Below are 19,655 nucleotides of genomic sequence, written 5' to 3'. Positions count from 1 at the left end.
GGCCTTGTCACGAAACGGGGCCGGGAGGAATGAATGAAAGCACTGCGTTTTCATGCGGCGAAAGACCTTCGTCTTGAAAATATCGACGCGCCTTCGTCGGCGCCGCAGGCCGGGCAGGTATTGATCCGCAACCGGTTTGTCGGCATTTGCGGAACGGACCTGCACGAATATGTGTCGGGGCCTATCTTTATTCCGGTTGAGCCGCATCCGTTCACCAGGGCCAGCGGGCCGCAGATCTTGGGGCATGAGTTCGGCGGTGTCGTTGAAGCGGTCGGCGCGGGGGTGACGTCGGTTAAACCGGGCGATCGCGTTTCCGTCCAGCCTTTGATCATGCCGCGCTCCGGCGACTATTTTGCCGATCGCGGTCTTTTTCACCTGAGCACGGATCTGGCCTTGGCCGGGTTGAGCTGGCAGTCCGGCGGCATGGCGGAATATGCGCTGCTGAATGAATACAATGTGCAGCGCATCCCGGATGAAATGACCGACGAGGAAGCGGCGCTGGTCGAACCCGCCGCCGTGGCGGTCTATGCCTGTGATCGCGGCGGGGTGACAGCCGGAAGCAGTGTTCTCGTGACCGGCGCGGGGCCGATTGGCGTGTTGACGCTGCTTGCGGCCCGGGCTGCCGGTGCCGCCCAATTGTTCCTCTCCGATATCAACGATACGCGGCTGGAACTGGCGGTCGGCATCCTGCCGGATTTGATCACCATCAACCCGAAGCGCGAGCTGGTCGGCGACATCGTCCGGTCGAGAACCGAAGGCGGTGTCGGTTGCGACGTTGCCATTGAATGCGTGGGCAACGAACACGCTTTGAAAGCCTGTACCGATGCCGTCCGCAAGCAGGGCGTGGTGGTGCAAACGGGGCTTCATCCACACGAAAATCCGCTCGACTGGTTCCAGGTCACCTTCAAGGATATCGATATCCGCGGATCGTGGGCCTACCCGACGCATTATTGGCCGCGGGTCATCAGACTGATCAGTTCAGGTCTCTTGCCTGCACATAAGGTCGTTACCAAGCGGATCACCCTGGATGAAGCGGTGACAGAGGGTTTCGATACCCTGCTTGATCCTGCGGGAAAGCATCTCAAGATTTTGATCGATCTGACGTCATAGGTCGTGCGGGCTGGAGGAGCCCGCATCCGATCTTGCAGAGTTTATACGATTGGCAGGCAGAATGGAGGAGATTTCATGCTTGACGACAGCCCCCACCAAAAGATTGAAACGGTACTCGGAAAGCTCGAAAAGGCTTTCGTGAACGGCGATATTGAAGCGGCAGTCAACCTGTTTCAGGAGGACTGCTACTGGCGTGATCTTGTCACGTTTACTTGGAACCTGAAGACCCTTGAAGGCCATGATCAGATCCGTGCCATGCTGACCGAACAGCTGGCGCGCATCAAACCGCATGACCTGCGGCAGGATATGAACGAAGTTGCCACCGAGGATGACGGTGTCACCCAGGGCTGGATCGAATTTGATACCGGCGCGGCGCGGGGATACGGGCACATCCGCCTCAAGAACGGCCGCATATGGTCGCTGCTGACGACCATGTCCGAATTGAAGGGACATGAGGAACCAAAGGGTTTTCTGCGGCCCATGGGTGCGCAGCATGGCAGCGAACCCGGACGGAAGAGCTGGAAGGAAAAGCGCGAGACGGAAGCGGCTGAGCTTGGCTACTCCGTCCAGCCCTATTGCCTCATCATTGGCGGCGGACAGGGCGGGATCGCCCTCGGGGCCCGGTTGCGGCAGCTTGGCGTACCAACCATCATCATCGAAAAGAACGAGCGGCCGGGGGACAGCTGGCGCAAGCGCTACAAGTCTTTGTGCCTGCACGATCCGGTCTGGTACGACCATCTGCCCTACATCCCGTTCCCCGATAACTGGCCGGTTTTTGCCCCCAAGGACAAGATCGGCGACTGGCTCGAGATGTACACGAAAGTGATGGAGCTGAATTACTGGAGCTCGACGGTTTGCAAGTCGGCACAGTTCGACGATGCACGCAATGAATGGACCGTCATCGTCGAGCGGGATGGGAAGGAGATCACGCTGCGGCCGAAGCAGCTTGTCCTGGCCACCGGCATGTCCGGAAAAGCCAACTGGCCGAAATTCAAGGGAATGGACGTATTCAAGGGCGAGCAGCAGCATTCGTCCCAGCACCCCGGCCCTGAAGCCTATGCGGGCAAGAAAGTCGTGGTCGTGGGGTCCAACAATTCCGCCCACGATATCTGCGCAGCGCTGTGGGAAGCGGGCGCTGATGTCACCATGCTGCAGCGCTCCTCGACCCACATCGTCAAATCCGATTCCCTGATGGAAATCGGCCTGGGCGATCTCTATTCCGAGCGCGCCGTCGCCAACGGCATGACCACACGCAAGGCCGATCTGATCTTTGCCTCGCTGCCCTATCGCATCATGCATGAGTTCCAGAAGCCGGTTTACGACAAGATCCGTCAGAAGGATGCGGCCTTCTACGAGCGGCTGGAGAAGGCTGGCTTCATGCTGGACTTCGGTGACGATGAGTCCGGACTGTTCATGAAATATCTGCGCCGCGGTTCCGGCTATTACATCGATGTCGGTGCTTGTGACCTTATCGCCGACGGCAAGATCAAGCTGATCAGCGGCGTGAATATCCGCGAACTGAATGAAGGCGGTATTGTGCTGGACGATGGGCGGGAACTCCCGGCCGATCTGATCGTCTATGCCACCGGTTACGGCTCGATGAACGGCTGGGCGGCGGACCTGATCTCGCGCGAGGTCGCCGATAAGGTCGGAAAGTGCTGGGGGCTTGGTTCGGACACCACGAAGGACCCGGGACCATGGGAAGGCGAACAGCGCAATATGTGGAAGCCGACGCAGCAGCAGGCCCTGTGGTTCCATGGCGGAAATCTGCATCAGTCACGCCATTACTCACAGTATCTGTCGCTCCAGCTGAAGGCCCGCATGGAAGGTATTCCGACACCGGTCTATGGTCTTCAAACGGTGTATCACCTGTCCTAGCGTGAAAACAACGCAGCACGCGGCCGTGTAGCCGCGTGCTGCTTCACCCGCCTTGACCGAAAAGCAAACTAGCTTACCCTAGGGTCAGGACGCCTGGACTTTGGGAGGAGACCGATGGCTTCGCGGTACGATGGACAGCATGCGGAACACATCCAGTCCGCCCTTCTGGGAAGTGCCGCTGCGCAATCTGCGCTCGTTGCCTCCTGGGGGCGCTCCATGCGTCTCTACGGGCTGAATCCGGAAGAGGGGACGCTGCCGGATTTTTTGAGCGAACGGGAACTGACGGTCGCCCGCGAACGGCTGGGATCGTTGATCACCACTGCGCAGGCGACGCTGGACCGTCTCTATTCCGCCGTTGGCGGTGCCGGATGCTGCGTGCTCCTGGCGGATAAGGACGGCGTGCCGGTTGACCGCCGCGGCAGCGTTTCGGACGATGCAACCTTCTGCAAGATTGGTCTGTGGACCGGAGCGGTGTGGAGCGAGGAACGCGAAGGCACGAACGGCATTGGAACCGCCCTGGCCGAACAGCGGGCTTTGACAATTCATCGGGATCAGCATTTCCGCAGCCGCAATACGGCCTTGTCCTGCACGGTTGCGCCCATTTTCGATCATTGCGGGCGCCTGATGGCGGCCATTGACGTATCATCCGCGCGTCACGACCTCACGGAAGATTTCGTCAAACTGATCGCCATGGCTGTCGTTGATGCCGCGCGCCGCGTGGAAGCGGAAAATTTTCGTCTGGCCTTCCCCAAGGCGCGGATCATGCTCGCCAAGCTGGGGCCGGATGTGAGCTATGAGCGCAGTGCCAGCGCGCTGATTGCCGTCGATGAAGACGACCTTGTCATCGGGGCTTCCCGCACTGTCCGGCATGTTCTGGGTCTCACCGATGAATCCTTGAGCAAGCCGCTGCCGGCGGCCAGTCTTCTGGGGCAAAGCATGGATGTGGAGCAGGAATTTGCTGCCGCCGAGCGCAGCGTCATCCAGCGCGTGCTTGCCAAAGCTGACGGCAATATCTCGGTTGCCGCCACGATGATGGGTATGGGGCGTGCCACCCTGCATCGCAAGTTGAAGAAACTCGGTATTCACTGACGCTACGGCGTATTCGCTGATTGCCACGGGCAATTGTCTCAAAAGTGAGACAATGCGCTCGCCCGCATGGTCGATGCGGGATGACACCCGCACCTCCGCGCGCGATCCTCTCCGGGCCGCAGGAGGCGGTATCAATCAGCGTGCAGATGGCCTTTCCGAAGTTTTCAAGGCGCGGAGGCCCCTGCAACAGGGAGGAACACCATGAACAAGGTAGAATTCAACCGCACCATTCGACCCAATTTCAAGAAGCGCTACGGCAATTTCATCGGCGGCAAGTTTGTCGAACCGAAGTCGGGACGGTATTTCGACAATACCTCGCCGGTGAACGGCCAGGTCCTGTGCGAAATCGCCCGGTCCGACGCCAGCGATGTCGAGGCCGCGCTCGATGCGGCCCATGCGGCCAAGGATGCGTGGGGCCGCACGAGCGTTGCCGAACGCAGCGTCATCCTCAACAAGATCGCGCAGGTCATGGAGGACAATCTGACACTGCTGGCGCAGGCCGAGACCTGGGACAACGGCAAGCCGATCCGCGAGACGACCGCCGCAGACCTGCCACTTGCGATTGATCACCTGCGTTACTTCGCTGGCGTGATCCGGGCGCAGGAGGGCAGCATTTCCGAGATTGACCATGATACCGTCGCCTATCACTTCCACGAGCCGCTGGGCGTTGTTGGCCAGATCATCCCGTGGAATTTCCCGCTCCTGATGGCGATCTGGAAACTCGCGCCGGCACTGGCCGCCGGCAATTGCGTGGTGCTGAAACCGGCGGAACAGACACCGGCTTCCATTCTGGTGCTGGCGGAACTGATCGGTGATCTCCTGCCGCCGGGCGTTCTGAACATCGTCAACGGCTTTGGCCTCGAGGCAGGCAAGCCGCTTGCATCCAGTCCGCGCATTGCCAAGATTGCCTTTACCGGCGAGACGACAACCGGCCGCCTGATCATGCAGTATGCCAGCCAGAATCTCATTCCGGTGACCTTGGAACTGGGCGGCAAGTCACCCAACATCTTCTTCAAGGATGTGACGTCGGACGATGATGATTTCTTCGACAAGGCGATTGAAGGCTTCGTCATGTTTGCCCTCAATCAGGGCGAGGTCTGCACCTGCCCAAGCCGCGCCCTCATTCATGAATCCATCTACGACAAGTTCATGGAACGCGCGCTGAAGCGTGTCGAGGCAATCGTCCAGGGCGACCCGCTTGATCCCGCGACGATGATCGGTGCCCAGGCGTCCGGCGAGCAACTGGAAAAAATCCTGTCCTACATCGATATCGGCAAGCAGGAAGGCGCTGAAGTGCTGACCGGCGGTGAACGCAACGCGTTGGCCGGCGATCTCGCCGGCGGTTTCTATGTGAAGCCGACGGTGTTCAAGGGCCATAACCGGATGCGCATTTTCCAGGAGGAAATCTTTGGTCCGGTCGTTTCGGTCACCACCTTCAAGGACAATGACGAAGCGCTGTCGATTGCCAACGATACGCTTTACGGCCTGGGTGCCGGCATATGGAGCCGGGATGCAAACACCTGCTACCGCTTCGGTCGTGCCATTCAGGCCGGGCGTGTCTGGACCAACTGCTACCATGCCTATCCGGCGCATGCGGCATTCGGCGGATACAAGCAGTCGGGCATCGGCCGGGAAAACCACCTGAAGATGCTGGATCATTATCAGCAGACCAAGAACATGCTGGTCAGCTACAGCCCGAAGAAGCTCGGATTCTTCTGAGCACTCTGACGTTGCAAAGCTGGCGGCGCCTGCGTGGCGCTGCCAGTGTCACCATTGGGGAGGCATCATGCAAAATCAGGTCAGTGCCACGATCGCTGCTCTCGATCTCATTCGGACGCTGCAGGCGGAATACGGGCCGATCATGTTTCACCAGTCGGGCGGCTGTTGCGACGGCTCGTCGCCGATGTGCTACGCCCAAGGGGACTTCATCATCGGCGACCAGGACGTCTGTCTGGGTGAAATCGGCGGCGCACCGGTCTATATCAGCGTCTCCCAATATGGCGTGTGGAAACATACCGAGTTGATCATCGATGTCGTGCCGGGCCGCGGCGGCATGTTCTCGCTCGACAATGGCCGCGAAGTGCGGTTCCTGACGCGCTCGAAAGTGTGCGTCGTGTCTCCGCTTGAGACGAGATAGTGAGCCGTCGGTTGATTAAAACCGATCGGCGCGGTCCGTCGGGGTTGGCTGTCGAACCAGATCTCGCCTATACCCGGATATCGCCGCAAGATCCGGCAACCGGCTCCGCGCCATAGACAGTCATTGTCGATGGCTCCATGCCCCTGAATCGCACCCGGTCAACATTCTTCATCCTGCCACAACAATAGTTCGATTTTTGGCGTTGCACGCTTGACAAGTTTGACGAGACGTTATTAGTTCGGTGATAGAACGAACTAAATATGTGAGGCTGTGTTGAACGAAGCTGTGCGCCTGTCCCGTAAGTTCTCCCAGCGGGCTGTAATCGAAGCTATCGTGCAGGGTAGTCCGATTTCGCGGGCCTCGATCTCCAAGCAGACAGGCCTGTCGAAACAGACCATTTCGGAGATTGTCCGCCAGCTGGAAGCGGAAGGCTGGGTTCAGGAAACCGGACGTACCAGCGGTCACGTCGGCCGCACCGCGGTCACCTATGAGCTTATTCCAAGCGCAGCCTATATTGCCGCCGTTGATCTGGGCGGCACGAAGGTGCGTGTGGCCATCGTCGATCTGGCCTGCCAGGTCTTTGCCGAGGATACGGCGCCGACGGACCCGAGGGGCGGGCAGGCGGTTATCGACCAGATCGCAAACATGTGTTTTCAGGCGGCCGCTCGTCAGGCTATCCCGCGCGAGAAGATCAGGCTTGCCGTCGTCGGTGCGCCGGGTGCGCCGGACAGCGATACCGGCCGTATCCTACTTGCGCCCAATATTGCCGGCTTCGACACCATGGATGTGGCAACGGCATTTGAACGCGCGTTCGGCGTCGACGTCATGCTGGAGAACGATGTCAATCTTGCCGTCATTGGTGAGAACTGGCTGGGCCAGGGGCAGGGCATTGACAATCTTGCTTATATTGCGCTGGGAACCGGTATCGGCGGCGGCCTCATGGTGGGCGGGCAACTGGTGCGCGGCAATATCCATGCGGCGGGAGAACTCGGCTTTCTGCCCTTCGGTTCCGACCCGTTCGATCCGGAATCCTTGAGCGCAGGCGCTTTCGAGCGGGCGGTCGCCTCGACGAGCATCATCGAGCGTTACCGGGCCTTGTCGGGGATATCATTGGGTGTACCCGCTATTTTTGAGGCTGCAACGGCTGGCGATGCCAATGCCAACAGGGTTCTCGATGACACTGCCCGCCTTCTTGCGCGCGGAATCGGCGCCATTGCCGCCATTGCGAATCCGGAAAAAGTCATCCTCGGCGGTTCAATCGGCCTGCGGCCGGAGATGCTGTCGCGGGTAAAAGACCTGCTGCCACGCTGTTTTCCCTATCCGATCGATGTCGAGGCCAGTGTGCTCGGGTCGCGTGCCGCCATTATCGGCGCGGCCGCCATAGGGTTGGGGCACCTGCACAATACGCTCTTCGGTGCCGATGCGCCCGATAGCCGTATCTCGCTGCCGCCCGCCAGCACGGTCACATTGCGGGAGGTCGTATGATGAAGGATGCAAGCAATCTCGCCTCGCGGTTACGCAGGAGTCTCGACGCCGATGACGCCGTGGCACTGCTGCGGGGTGCAATCGGGCGCAACAGCATCACCGGAAATGAAGCAAACTTTGTTGCCTATCTGAACGAACAGATGCGTGCCCGTGCGCTCACCGCCATTGAAACCGCCGATTTTCTGCCGGGGCGCCCGAACATCTGGGGCGAGCGCCGGGGCAATGGCGGTGGAAAGCGGCTCCTGTTCATCGGCCACACGGATACGGTCCATGTCGATGGTTGGGCCGAACATTGGGCGGGGACCGCCCATGCGGATCCATTCGCCGCTCCCGTCATCGACGGCCAAATCTGGGGCAGGGGTGCCGGAGACCTGAAAGCGGGCATATGCACCGCGCTTGCGGCACTCTCGCTGCTGGACAAGGCCGGTATCCGGCTTGCCGGGGATGTCGCCTTCGCCTTTGTCGGGGATGAGGAGAGCGGGCAGCCGGGAACGGGCGTCTCGGCGGGCATCAAGGATTACGTCGCGCGCATCGAGGCAGGCGCCATCCCGAAGCCGGATTTTACCGTCTATGTCGAGCCGACCCAGCTGTCGGTCTATTCGGCACAGATCGGCTTTTTCATCGCCGACATCACGGTAACCGGAAAGTCGGCTTATTTCGGCGTGCCGGAGCTCGGAAAGGATGCGTTGAAGGCGAGCCATGCCATCATGTCGGCCCTGTGGAACCATTCGGACGCGGTGGCGGCGCGCGCGGAGCATGACCTCATCGGCCGCGGCTTCCTGTTGATCACGGGGTTGAAGGGAGGCGGCTTCATTGCCGTACCGGAGGAGTGCACGCTTTCGCTGATCCGCAAGCTTTTACCGGGTGAATCCCTCGATACGGCCGCGGCGGAGATGGAAGCCGTCATTCACGGCGCGGTGTCCGATCCGGATATCAGGATCGACATCTCCTATCCGGCGGGCCGCGACCATCCGCTGGGCGGCACCGCCGCCGAGATCGACCGGCATGCGCCGGAGGTTGCAATGCTGTCAAAGGCCGTTGCCGATGCAATGCAGGGGCGCGGCGTGATCGAGGGCGCGCCCTTCTGGTCCGAGTCACCATTCTTCGTCAATCAACTGGGAACGCCGGCTGTGTACTGCGCCCCGGGCGATATCCGCAACTGCCACACCTATGAGGAACGCGTCGACGTGGAGGAATACCTGGCCGGAATCGTCGCGTTTGCCAGCTTTATCGCCGAATACTGCGGCGTTATTGAATGACCAACGACACCACAATAATAAAAAGGGAACATTCCAATGCTTGTGAAAAGATTTCTGAATGCAACGGCTCTGACCTGTTTCTTGCTGTCGGCTTCTGCGTCATTTGCGCAGACAGTCGGGCCGTCGGGAGAAGCGGCAACGCCAAGCTCCGCCATTACCCTGTCTGATGCCGATCTCGCCTCGCTGAAAGACAAGGGCTACAAGGCGGCCCTGCTCTGGCATACATCATCGGATTTCGTGAATGCCGTTTCGGCAGGCGCAAAGGATGAGTTTGCCCGCGCCGGTGTGAAAGTCGTTGTCACGACGGATGCCGGGTTTGATGCCGCGCGCCAGCGCAGCGATATCGAAACGGCGCTTGCCGCCAAACCCGATGTCGTCCTGGCCCTGCCGCTTGATCCGGTGACCTCGGCCGAGGCTTTCAAGCAGGCGATTGCCGATCATACCAAGCTTGTGTTCCTGTCGAATGTGCCGGCGGGTTACAAGCAAGGCTCCGATTATGCGGCCATTGTCACGGATGACCTTTTCCAGATGGGCAAGCAGGCGGCCGATGCCCTTGCGAAATCCATCGGCGGCAAAGGCAAGGTTGGCTGGATTTTCCACGATGCCACCTATTATGTCACCAACCAGCGCGACAATGCGTTCAAATCGACAATCGAGAAAGACTATCCGGACATCAAGATCGTTGCCCAAAAGGGTATTTCGGATCCATCACGCGCCGAGGAACTGGCAAGTGCGATGCTGCTGCAGAACCCTGATCTTGACGGCATCTATGTGACCTGGGCGGAGCCCGCCGACGGCGTGCTCGCTGCCTTGCGCGCTGCCGGAAACACCAAGACGAAGATCGTCACGCTCGATCTTGCCGAGCCCGTGGGTCTCGATATGGCCAAGGGCGGCAATGTGACGGCGCTGGTTGCCGACAAAGCCTACGAGCTTGGCCGCACAATGGCGGCGACAGGCCTGAAATCCCTGCTCAATCAGGCAACGCCGCCCTTTATCGTCGCTCCGGCATTGACCGTAACCAAAGAGACCATCGCTTCAGGCTGGAAGGAATCGCTCAACCGCGATGCACCGCAATCCATCCTCGACGCCGTGAAATAGCGCGAAGCAATACGGTTCAACTTTCGACAAACCAATCAAGGGGGCAGTCATGTCCAGATTTCTCACATTGTCGGCAGCGCTTGCTGTCAGCATCTTCGCAACGCAGGCCTTCGCGGCTGAAGGGGTAACCGTCGGACCGCATGGCGAAAAGCCGACGCCCGCCGCCAGCGTGACCCTCACCGCTGATGAGGTGCAGAAGATCAAGGACGGCAACTATACCGCCGCGCTGGTCTGGCACGAGATGAGCGAATACACCAATGCGGTCAATCGCGGGGCGGAAGCAGAATTCGCCGCGCTCGGCATCACGATTGTAGCGGAGACCAATGCCAGCTTTGACAGTGCCCGCCAACAGTCCGACGTAGAAACGGTTCTGGCGAAGAAGCCGACGATCATCGTGTCACTGCCCGTCGATCCGACCACCGCTGCAGCGGTCTATGATCCCGCACGCAAGGCCGGGGTCAAGCTTGCCTTCATCGACAACTCGCCGGCGGGATACGAGCACGGCAAGGACTATGTGACCATTGTCTCCGACGATCTGTTCCAGATGGGCAGCAAGGCGGCCGACGCCATGGCTGCCTCCCTCGGCAAGAAGGGGAAACTCGGCTACATTTATCACGATGCCGATTTCTACGTGACCAATCAGCGGGATCGGGCATTCAGAACAACCATCGAGACAAAATATCCTGATATGAAGATCGTTGCCGAAGCCGGCATGGCCGATCCGGCGCGCAGTGAGGAAATCGCCCAGGGGCTTTTGATCAAGCATCCCGATCTTGACGGCATCTATGTCACCTGGGCCGAACCGGCGCTCAATGTTCTGGCGGCGCTTAAGGCTGCCGGCAATACCAGCACCCGGATTGTCGCCCTCGACCTGAATGAACCGGCAGCGCTTGACATGGTCAAGGGCGGCAGCTTCACGGCGCTCGTTGCCGACGAGGCTTACAATATTGGCCGCACCGCCGCGCGCGCTGCGGCGGGGTCGCTGATCGGGAAGAAAGCCGAACCCTTTCTGGTCGTCGACTCATTGGCTGTGACGAAAGAAAACGTCCTTGCGGGATGGAAGACCTCGCTCAACAAGGACGCCCCCGAGAGCATCGTCGAAGCATTGAAATGACTGTGCGGGCGGCCGTCCCGGCAGGGATCGGCCGCTCCCGTTTCACCTTTCCTTTGAGGAAAATACCATGTCAAAAACCAACCCAAGCCTGGTGCCGTCCGGACGGTCGCTGTCCCTTCTGGGCAAGGCGAATCTACAGCAATATGTCGTCTATCTCGGGTTTCTCGCCATCTTTCTGTTCTTTGCGATCGTGCTGAGAGACAGCGGCTTCCTGACGGTCCGCAACCTGTCGAATATTGTGCTCCAGACAGCGCCGGTGACCATCATGGCAATCGGCTTGGTGTTTGTCCTTTCCGCCGGCGAAATCGATCTTTCGATCGGGTCCATCGTCGCTGTCTCCGCGCTTGCCGGCGCAGTTGCCATGAACGGCTACGGCATAACGGCCGGTATTGCCGCCGGCCTGTGTGCAGGTCTGCTGATCGGCCTGGTCAATGGTGTTCTCGTCGCTTACGTAAGACTTCCGTCCTTTCTCGTGACGCTTGCCACCATGGGATTGTTTGCCGGTGTCGCCCGGTCGCTGACCGATCTTCGCTCCATTCCGGTGACCAATAGCGCCTTCACCGGCTTCTTCGGCTCCGGAACATTGCTCGGCATTCCCTCGCTGGTGTGGTGGACGGTGGGGGCCATATGCATCGGCCACATTGTCTACCGCCATACCCGCTTTGGGGCGCATGTGCTTGCCACGGGAGACAACAACCGGGCTGCGAGCGTATCCGGTATCAGCGTTCCACGCATCCGCCTGACGGTCCTGATGATGAGCGGCGTGCTGGCATCACTGGCTGGCCTCCTCTATGCCGGCCGCCTGCAGGCCGCCAAATACACGCTGGGTGAAACCGATCTGATGACGGTTATTGCCGCGGTCATCGTCGGCGGAACGCTGCTCAACGGTGGCAAAGGTTCCATCATCGGTGCGCTGGTCGGTTCGCTGATGATGGGCATGCTGAACAACGGTCTGATCCTGATGGGCCTGTCCGTCTCTGACCAGATGATCGTCCGCGGTCTGATCATTCTTGCTGCCGTGGCGGTTTCGCTACGCGAAAAGTCGCGCTGAGGGAGTTTTCCATGTTTCTCGATATTCTACGCCGCCGCAACCCAGCCTTTGTGGAAAGCGCAATTCAGCTGCATCAGGCCGGCCGCATTCCGGCCAATGCCTATGTGCTTGATCTCGATGCGGTGGAAGCCAATGCGCGTGTCCTCAAGTCGGAAGCGGACAAACAGGGCTTGAAAATCTTCGGCATGACCAAGCAGGTCGGTCGGTCCAGTTCATTCTGCCGTGCCATCAAGCGCGGCGGTATCGATGCTGCCGTCGCTGTCGATATGGCCTGTGCCCGGGCCGTGCACAATGCCGACCTCAAGGTCGGGCATCTCGGCCATTTGCAGCAGGTCGCGCGTCATGAAGCCGCCGCTGCAGCTGCCCGTTTTCGCCCGGACTACTGGACGGTGTTCAACGCGGAAAAGGCGGCGGAGGCCGGCAAGGGCGCGAGCGCTGCCGGTTACACGCAGAACCTGCTTGCCCGCATCAAGGCTGAAGGCGACACCTTCTATCGCGGGCATGAGGGCGGATTTGATGCGGACGATATTGCCGGGGTTGCCGACCGTCTGGACGATGTGGAGGGCGGCCGCTTCGCCGGTATCACGACATTCCCGGCACTCCTGTTCGATCATGCCGCGCGCAAGGTGAAACCTACGCCCAATCTGGCAACGCTCACCAAGGCTGCCGAGGCCCTGCAGAAGGCCGGTCGGACCAATGTCGAGGTGAATGCGCCGGGAACGACATCGTCGGTGTTGTTGGCCGCATTGGCCGAAGCGGGCGCCACCCAATGCGAACCGGGCAACGGACTGCACGGAACCACGGCGCTTCACGTCATGGAGGATTTGCCGGAACTTCCCGCGGTGCTGTATTTGACCGAGGTATCGCATCTTGCCGGGGGCAAGGCCTATTGCTTCGGTGGCGGCTTCTACATCGACCCGATCTTCCCGGATTATGACGTGAAGGCGATTGTCACCCGCGAACCGACGGTGAGTGCCGCGGCGCTGCGCAGTGTTGAAGTGCCGCCGCCCGCGGCCATTGATTACTACGCCATGATCGACGCGACTTCCCCCGGCTCACCCCGCCCTGGCGATACGGCCGTTTTCGGCTTCCGTGGCCAGGCTTTCGTGACGCGCGCCTATATTGTCGGCGTGTCCGGTATTTCAAAAGGTGCGCCCAAGGTCGAGACAATCGAAAACGGTTTCGGTGAAACCGCCGCCTGGCCTGTATAGGAGAAATCGAATGACTGTCACCGACGTGTCACCTGTTCTCAAACTGACCGACATCCGCAAGAATTTCGATGCCGTGACGGCCATCGAAAATTTCTCGCTGGACATCTTCCCCGGTGAAATCGTTGCTCTTGTCGGCGACAACGGGGCGGGAAAATCCACGCTGATCAAGATCATCTCAGGCGTATACGCCCCATCTGCCGGCACGATCACCATCGAGGGTGAAACAGTGACGATGGCGAGCGCCAGTATGGCGCGCGCCCATGGCATTGAAGTCGTGTACCAGGATCTGGCGCTCGCCGACCAGCAGACCGTTTACATGAACATGTTCCTCGGCCGCGAGCCGGTCAACCGCTTCGGTCTGCTCGATCGCGGCAAGATGATCAGCGATACTGAAAAGCTGGTCCAGGAGCTTGATGTGCGGATACCTTCGGCCCATGCCACGATCCGGGATTTGTCCGGCGGGCAGCGTCAGGGGGTGGCAATTGCACGGGCAACCCATTGGGCGAGCAAGCTGATCCTGCTGGACGAGCCGACGGCGGCGCTGGGCGTGGCCGAAACGGCCAAGGTCGAAGCCATCGTGCAATCCTTGAAAACCCGCAACATCGGTGTACTGATCATCAGCCATAGTCTGGACCAGGTCTTCAAGCTCTCCGACCGCATCTGTGTTTTGCGGCGCGGGAAGCAGATCGGTATCCGCAAGACGTCCGAGACGGACAAGAACGAAATCGTGTCGATGATCACCGGCGTCAATTGATGGGCTGGTGTCTGTCGCTCTCGCCTGGGATCAGTTGCAGCGGCCAGACGAGCTGCACCCTTTCCTGCGGATAATGGTCTTCATAAGCAGGCATGGTTGAAAGCAGGGATTCCGCCAGCTTGATGCCAAGATCGCGCAGGGAAATCCTGAAACAGGTCAGCGTGGGCGACAGAAACCGGCTCTGGGTGCTCTCGCGGAAACCGATGACGGCGATGTCGCGGCCCGGGTGAACATCGGACTCGTAGAAGCGCCGGTACAGTCCGAGGGCCATGTTTTCATTGACGAGGATGATGGCTGTCGGCATTCGCCCTTGGGCAAGGACGGCACTTGCAATCTGGTAGCCGCCTTCCTCGTTGGCATGGGACCGGAACACATAGTCCGGATCAAACGCTATGCCGCTGGCGGCGAGGGCCTGTTTGTAGGCATCGAGAAAGATGTAGCCGAGGTTGATGTCGCTGGCCGGGACGGCAATGGCAATGCGGCTATGCCCCAGCCCGGCAAGCCGCCTGACCGCTGCCGTTGCAACGCCTTCGAAATCGAGGTCGATCCATGGGTAATTGCCCGCTGTTTCGCTGCGGCCCAGCGTGATGAACGGAATTTTTCGCTCCAGCAGGAAATCAATGCGGGGATCGTGACGTGTGGTTGCCGATATGATCAGCCCGTCGACAAAGCGACGCGCAACCACGCGGTTGAGATAGGCGGCAGGCTCTTCGTCGGTGCCGCACAGAAGTGCAACGAGGTCGAGGTGATGGCGCCGGAACACCGACTGAACGCCTTCGAAGACAGGCATGAAGAAGCTGCCGCCGGTGTCGACCGTCTCGATGGTTGATTCAATCATGAAGCCGATTGTGTTGGTGGTGCCCTGTCGGAGACTGCGGCCGGACTGGTTCGGCACATAGCCAAGTTGCTTCGCCGCCTCAAGCACGCGCTCGCGCGTCTCCTGATTGACGTCAGCCTTCCCGTTGAGGGCACGGGAAACTGTTCCGATCGAAATATCGAGATGGCGGGCAAGGTCCCGGATGCTCACGCTTTTTCTCCCTGTGCGACTCGGCGCTGATGCCCTTTCATTCTTAAAACACCGAAAGGGGGATTGACAAAAATAATTCGCCGATATGAAATCGTAAACGTTTACGGAAGGCATTTGCAACCGATTTAGCCGGTTTCTGGTGAATTTCGTTGGGAGGAGAGACAATGCAGCGTGCCGTTTTAGTCGGTTGCGGAGCCATGAGCAAAGCATGGTTCGAGGCAGCCCGGACCATTGGCGATATCGACATCGTCGGTGTTGTCGACCTGACGCGGGAGCGCGCGGAGGCGCGCATCGCAGAATTTGGTCTCGGCGCGGCAATCGCTTCAGACAGTCTTTCCGCTGTTCTGGCAAAGACCAGTCCTGATCTCCTGTTCGACGTCGTCGTTCCGGCCGCCCGCCATGCGACCGTGGCCGCCGGGCTAGACGCGGGCTGTCATGTGCTGTCGGAGAAGCCGATGGCTGAAACCATGGACGAGGCGCGGGATCTCGTCGGGCGTGCACGCGGGGCCGGACGTATTCATGCGGTTGTACAGAACAGGCGTTATCTCGCCCAGATCCGCCGCATCCGCCAGCTTGTTGCCTCTGGAGCCATTGGTGATGTGACCAGCCTGCATTGTGATTTCTTTCTCGGCCCGCATTTCGGCGGATTTCGCGAGGAGATGCGCCATGTGCTGTTTCTGGACATGGCGATCCACACCTTCGATGCGGCGCGCTTTCTCGCCGGGGACGCTGCGAGCGCGGTTTATGCCCGGGAGTGGGAACCAAGCAATTCCTGGTACAGTCAGGGTTCTTCCGCCGCCGCGATCTTCGAATTCAGCAATGGTGCCATCTTCACCTATCGCGGCAGCTGGTGCGCCGACGGTCTGCGGACCAGCTGGGAAAGCAGCTGGCGCATCGTCGGCAGCAAGGGAACGATTGTCTGGGACGGGCATGACGACATACGGGCCGAAGCCGTCACCTCCGGCAAGGATGGCCTGTTCTCCGGGGTGACCGCCGTCGAGATACCTCCCCTTGATGCGTCCCACCGCATCGGCGGTCACCTCGGAGTCATGCAGGATTTCATCGCGGCAACCCGGGGCGGCTCCGCGCCGGAAACGGCCGGGACCGAAAATATCAAAAGCCTCGCCATGGTGTTCGGTGCGATCCAAAGCGCCGAAACCGGACGGCGTATTGAAATCACGATCTGAAGGAATTCGGAATGAGCAACCCGGCACAATCGATCCGCATCGGCACCATGATCAGAGGCAATGCACCCGATCCCGCCGCCTATGTCAAAACCATCCTGCCGCATGGCTTCGAAAGCATCGAGCCATTCTTCTGGCAGGTGATGAACAAGGACCTGCCGACCCTCGCGGCGCAGTTGAAGGACGCCATCGGCGACGCCAATGTGACGATCTCGACCCTCGGCATGTTCGGCAATCCGCTTGAGGACACGGACATCGATCGTGAGACGCTGAAAGGCTGGGAGGCATTGATCGACAATGCCCATCTCTTCGGCGCCAACACCATTGCCGGGTTCACCGGCCGCGTGCGCGGCAAGCGGATTGAAGACAGTCTGCCCCAGTTCAGGAAGGTCTGGGGCGAACTTTCGCGGCGGGCAGCTGACAAGGGCGTCAAGCTTGCCTTTGAGAACTGTGCCATGGATGGCAACTGGGCAACCGGCGACTGGAATATCGCCCATACGCCGGATGCCTGGGAAATGATCTTCAACGAAGTGCCGGCCGACAATCTCGGGCTCGAATGGGAGCCCTGTCACCAGATGGTCTATCTCATCGATCCCCTGCCGCAGATCCGCAAATGGGCACCCAAGATTTTCCACGTTCACGGCAAGGATGCCACGATCCGCTGGGAGGTTATCCGCGAGCACGGGATTTTCGGCAAGGAGAAGTTCGTGTTCATGCGTTCGCCGGGATTTGGCGATACCAACTGGACCGATGTCATATCGGAACTGCGCCTCGCCGGCTGGTCGGGATCAATCGATATCGAGGGCTGGCACGATCCGGTCTATCGCAATGATCTGGAAATGACCGGGCAGGTGCATTCCCTGAATTATCTGAAACACAGCCGTGGCGGTGATTTCGTCGCCAATCCCTGATTTCCCCGAGCGGGCCCGCTGCCGGACGGGAGTTCCGGTGATGATGGAGATTAAATCCGACCAGGAAAGACGCGCCGCCAAGAAGCGCAATACCGGTGTCGAGCAACACGAGGAGGAAACCTATGAAGAGCATTTCGCATTGGATTGCCGCTGCCGCACTGATGCTGTCGGGCACGGCTGCGCATGCCGAGCCGGTGACGCTTGATATCTGGACCATCGACCGGCCGGATCAGTATATCTATCTCCTGAAGGACGAGTTCGAGCAGGCGCACCCGGACATCAAGCTGAATGTCAAAACCGTGCAATTCCGCGATATGGTCAATGATCTGGCGCGCGCCACAGCGACCGGTGAATCGCCTGACGTCACCTATATCGACAATCCCGAAGTGGCGCTCTTCGCCTCGCGCGGACTGCTTCTTGACCTCTCGCCGATGCTGGCGGAATCGAAGGTGATCAGGAAGGACGATATTTTTCCGGGCCCGCTTTCCTCGGTGACATGGGATGGCAAGATCTATGGTGTTCCGCGCGGCGCCAACACGCTGGCGCTCTACTACAATGCCGACATGTTCAAGGCAAAGGGGCTCGACCCGGACAAACCGCCCAGGACCTGGGATGAGCTTTATGACGCTGCCAAGACGCTGAACGATCCGGCAAAGAACATTTATGGAATGGCCTTTTCCGCCGTGGCAACCGAAGAGGGAACGTTCCAGTTTCTGCCGTGGCTGCAGATGGCGGGCGGCGACTACAACAAGGTGGATACGGATGGCGGTGTGAAAGTGCTGCAGTTCTGGAGCAAGCTGCTCGATGAGAAGCTGGCCTCGCCCGATACGCTCATCCGCGGGCAATACGACTCGACCGGCACCTTCAATGCCGGAAATGCGGCCATGGCGATCTCCGGACCATGGGAGCTGCCGCGCATGAGCAAGGAAGCGAAGTTCGATTTCCGCGCCGCGCTGCTACCGGTTCCGCATGAGGGCGCCACCCGGGCTTCGGCCTTGGGCGAGGGCGACAATGTCATTCTCGCCAACAGCAAGCACCCGAAGGAAGCCTTCATCCTGCTGGAATTTCTCTACGGCAAGATGCCGGATGTCTGGAACCGTTTCGGCTTTCTGCCCGCGGCGAGGATTCAGTCCAACAACCCTAAAATACCGGCCATCTACGCGGTCTTCGAGGAAAGCATGAAATATGCGCGCAACCGCGGCCCGCATCCGGAATGGCCGAAAATCTCCAAGGCCATCTACACGGCCATACAGTCGTCGCTCACCCGCAAGAGCGACCCGAAAACGGCCTTGGCAGCGGCGCAGAAGCAGATCGACGTGGTTCTGAAAAAGTAGATCAAATCCTGTCCTCGCATTCGTTATGCAGGGACAGGCCAACAATCCACATGGGGCGGGAGGGCACTATGCAGGGCATTATCAGGACCATCAGGGACGGGAGCGGCTTTGATATCCTGCTGCTCGGTCTGGCATTGGCTTATCTGATCGCGTTTTCGGCATTTCCCATTCTCTACAACATCATCATGTCGCTGCAGACGGTGGACATGTTCACGATCACCTCGTTCAACCGCCCCTTCGTCGGCCTGCAAAACTACTATGACGTGATATCGCAACCCATTGCGATGGCGGTGCTGTGGAACACCGTCAAGTTCGTCGTCCTGTCGATCGTCTTCCAGCTGTCGATCGGTTTCGGCCTTGCGCTGTTTTTCCAGCAGGATTTCCCGGGAGCCACCTATCTGCGCGGGTTGTTCCTGGCCGGCTGGATCATGCCGGCTCTGGTGGTCGGGGCGATCTGGAAATGGCTGTTCGCCGGGGATTTCGGTGTCATCAATTATGTGCTGATGTCGCTTGGCATTGCCGGTGAGCGTGTCTTCTGGCTGTCCGACCCGGATGTCGCGCTTTACGCGGTCATCATTGCCAATGTGTGGCTCGGCATCCCCTTCAACATGATCCTGCTCTCCGTTGGTCTTGCCGCCATTCCGCGCGATGTCTACGAGGCTGCCGAACTCGACGGCGCGGGACCCTTCGAACGCTTCCGGTCGATCACGCTGCCCCTGATGCGGGCTCAGCTCGGCGCGGTCATTTCGCTCGGTGTGATCTTCACCCTGCAGCAGTTCGATCTCATTGCGGCCCTGACGCAGGGCGGTCCGGCCGACAGTTCCAACGTCGCGCAATACTGGTCGTGGCAATTGTCCTTCCAGACCTATGAAATATCGCTGGGCAGCGCGGTCTCGGTGATGATGATCCTTTTCGTCATTGTCGTTGCCGCCGTCTATGTCCGCTCCACCCGTCACGAACACAGTTACTGAGGAGAGTGCCGGTGAAACGTTATATTCTCCTCGCCATCGGTC

At 59.7% G+C, this 19,655-nt stretch carries 17 protein-coding genes; 16 read left to right on the top strand and 1 reads right to left on the bottom strand.

The window, feature by feature from the left end:
- The first annotated feature begins 33 nt into the window (after window positions 1–33).
- The 12 genes from J1W56_RS21085 to J1W56_RS21030 all read left to right on the top strand — a co-directional run bounded on the left by J1W56_RS21085 (window position 34) and on the right by J1W56_RS21030 (window position 14,186).
- Entirely contained in the window at window positions 34–1,110 is a 1,077-nt protein-coding gene (locus J1W56_RS21085; RefSeq protein WP_223615257.1) for a 2,3-butanediol dehydrogenase, read from the top strand.
- A 75-nt stretch (window positions 1,111–1,185) separates the two neighbouring features.
- Window positions 1,186–2,988 carry an NAD(P)/FAD-dependent oxidoreductase gene (locus J1W56_RS21080; protein WP_223615256.1) on the top strand — a complete coding sequence of 601 codons (1,803 nt, stop codon included), beginning with the start codon at window positions 1,186–1,188 and terminating at the stop codon, window positions 2,986–2,988.
- Between the two features lie 114 nt (window positions 2,989–3,102).
- The gene (locus J1W56_RS21075) at window positions 3,103–4,077 is read left to right on the top strand and encodes a GAF domain-containing protein (RefSeq protein WP_223615255.1); all 975 of its coding nucleotides are present in this window, start codon (window positions 3,103–3,105) and stop codon (window positions 4,075–4,077) included.
- 201 nt (window positions 4,078–4,278) lie between these two features.
- Window positions 4,279–5,796: an aldehyde dehydrogenase gene (gene adh / locus J1W56_RS21070; protein ID WP_223615254.1), complete on the top strand. Its 1,518-nt coding sequence runs from the start codon at window positions 4,279–4,281 to the stop codon at window positions 5,794–5,796.
- 67 nt (window positions 5,797–5,863) lie between these two features.
- Window positions 5,864–6,214, top strand: a complete 351-nt coding sequence (locus J1W56_RS21065) for a DUF779 domain-containing protein (protein WP_223615253.1) — start codon at window positions 5,864–5,866, stop codon at window positions 6,212–6,214.
- Window positions 6,215–6,487: 273 nt separating this feature from the next.
- Window positions 6,488–7,699 (top strand): ROK family transcriptional regulator, encoded by a 1,212-nt coding sequence (locus J1W56_RS21060; protein ID WP_226904766.1) that lies wholly within the window; start codon window positions 6,488–6,490, stop codon window positions 7,697–7,699.
- Complete coding sequence (locus J1W56_RS21055; protein ID WP_223615251.1) at window positions 7,696–8,958, top strand: M20 family metallopeptidase; 1,263 nt, start codon at window positions 7,696–7,698, stop codon at window positions 8,956–8,958. Before J1W56_RS21060 ends, J1W56_RS21055 begins: the two co-directional genes overlap by 4 nt.
- Before the next feature lie 36 nt (window positions 8,959–8,994).
- Window positions 8,995–10,056 carry a substrate-binding domain-containing protein gene (locus J1W56_RS21050; protein ID WP_223615250.1) on the top strand — a complete coding sequence of 354 codons (1,062 nt, stop codon included), beginning with the start codon at window positions 8,995–8,997 and terminating at the stop codon, window positions 10,054–10,056.
- 49 nt (window positions 10,057–10,105) lie between these two features.
- Window positions 10,106–11,170 carry a substrate-binding domain-containing protein gene (locus tag J1W56_RS21045; protein ID WP_223615249.1) on the top strand — a complete coding sequence of 355 codons (1,065 nt, stop codon included), beginning with the start codon at window positions 10,106–10,108 and terminating at the stop codon, window positions 11,168–11,170.
- Between the two features lie 67 nt (window positions 11,171–11,237).
- A complete protein-coding gene (locus J1W56_RS21040; protein ID WP_223615248.1) occupies window positions 11,238–12,221 on the top strand; it encodes an ABC transporter permease in 984 nt (327 codons plus the stop codon).
- Between the two features lie 11 nt (window positions 12,222–12,232).
- On the top strand, window positions 12,233–13,432 hold the full coding sequence (locus tag J1W56_RS21035; RefSeq protein WP_223615247.1) for an alanine racemase: 1,200 nt from the start codon (window positions 12,233–12,235) through the stop codon (window positions 13,430–13,432).
- Window positions 13,433–13,442: 10 nt separating this feature from the next.
- Window positions 13,443–14,186, top strand: a complete 744-nt coding sequence (locus tag J1W56_RS21030) for an ATP-binding cassette domain-containing protein (protein ID WP_223615246.1) — start codon at window positions 13,443–13,445, stop codon at window positions 14,184–14,186.
- Here the strand turns inward: J1W56_RS21030 and J1W56_RS21025 are convergent.
- Window positions 14,179–15,213 (bottom strand): LacI family DNA-binding transcriptional regulator, encoded by a 1,035-nt coding sequence (locus J1W56_RS21025; protein WP_223615245.1) that lies wholly within the window; start codon window positions 15,211–15,213, stop codon window positions 14,179–14,181. The two genes, J1W56_RS21030 and J1W56_RS21025, sit on opposite strands and share 8 nt — an antisense overlap.
- Window positions 15,214–15,377: 164 nt before the next feature.
- Between J1W56_RS21025 and J1W56_RS21020 the strand changes: the two genes are divergently transcribed.
- The 4 genes from J1W56_RS21020 to J1W56_RS21005 all read left to right on the top strand — a co-directional run bounded on the left by J1W56_RS21020 (window position 15,378) and on the right by J1W56_RS21005 (window position 19,613).
- Window positions 15,378–16,400: a Gfo/Idh/MocA family protein gene (locus J1W56_RS21020; RefSeq protein ID WP_223615244.1), complete on the top strand. Its 1,023-nt coding sequence runs from the start codon at window positions 15,378–15,380 to the stop codon at window positions 16,398–16,400.
- Between the two features lie 11 nt (window positions 16,401–16,411).
- Window positions 16,412–17,308, top strand: coding sequence for a sugar phosphate isomerase/epimerase family protein (locus J1W56_RS21015; RefSeq protein ID WP_223615243.1), 897 nt, complete (start codon window positions 16,412–16,414; stop codon window positions 17,306–17,308).
- A gap of 122 nt (window positions 17,309–17,430) precedes the next feature.
- Window positions 17,431–18,642 carry an ABC transporter substrate-binding protein gene (locus J1W56_RS21010; RefSeq protein WP_223615242.1) on the top strand — a complete coding sequence of 404 codons (1,212 nt, stop codon included), beginning with the start codon at window positions 17,431–17,433 and terminating at the stop codon, window positions 18,640–18,642.
- A 68-nt stretch (window positions 18,643–18,710) separates the two neighbouring features.
- Entirely contained in the window at window positions 18,711–19,613 is a 903-nt protein-coding gene (locus J1W56_RS21005; protein WP_223615241.1) for a carbohydrate ABC transporter permease, read from the top strand.
- Window positions 19,614–19,655: the final 42 nt, after the last annotated feature.

Origin of the sequence: Phyllobacterium calauticae, from assembly GCF_019991125.1 — a bacterium.
Taxonomy (GTDB): Bacteria; Pseudomonadota; Alphaproteobacteria; order Rhizobiales; family Rhizobiaceae; genus Phyllobacterium; species Phyllobacterium calauticae.
The sequence above is the reverse complement of the archived record's forward strand: the minus strand, read 5'-3'. Positions and strand labels throughout refer to the sequence as shown.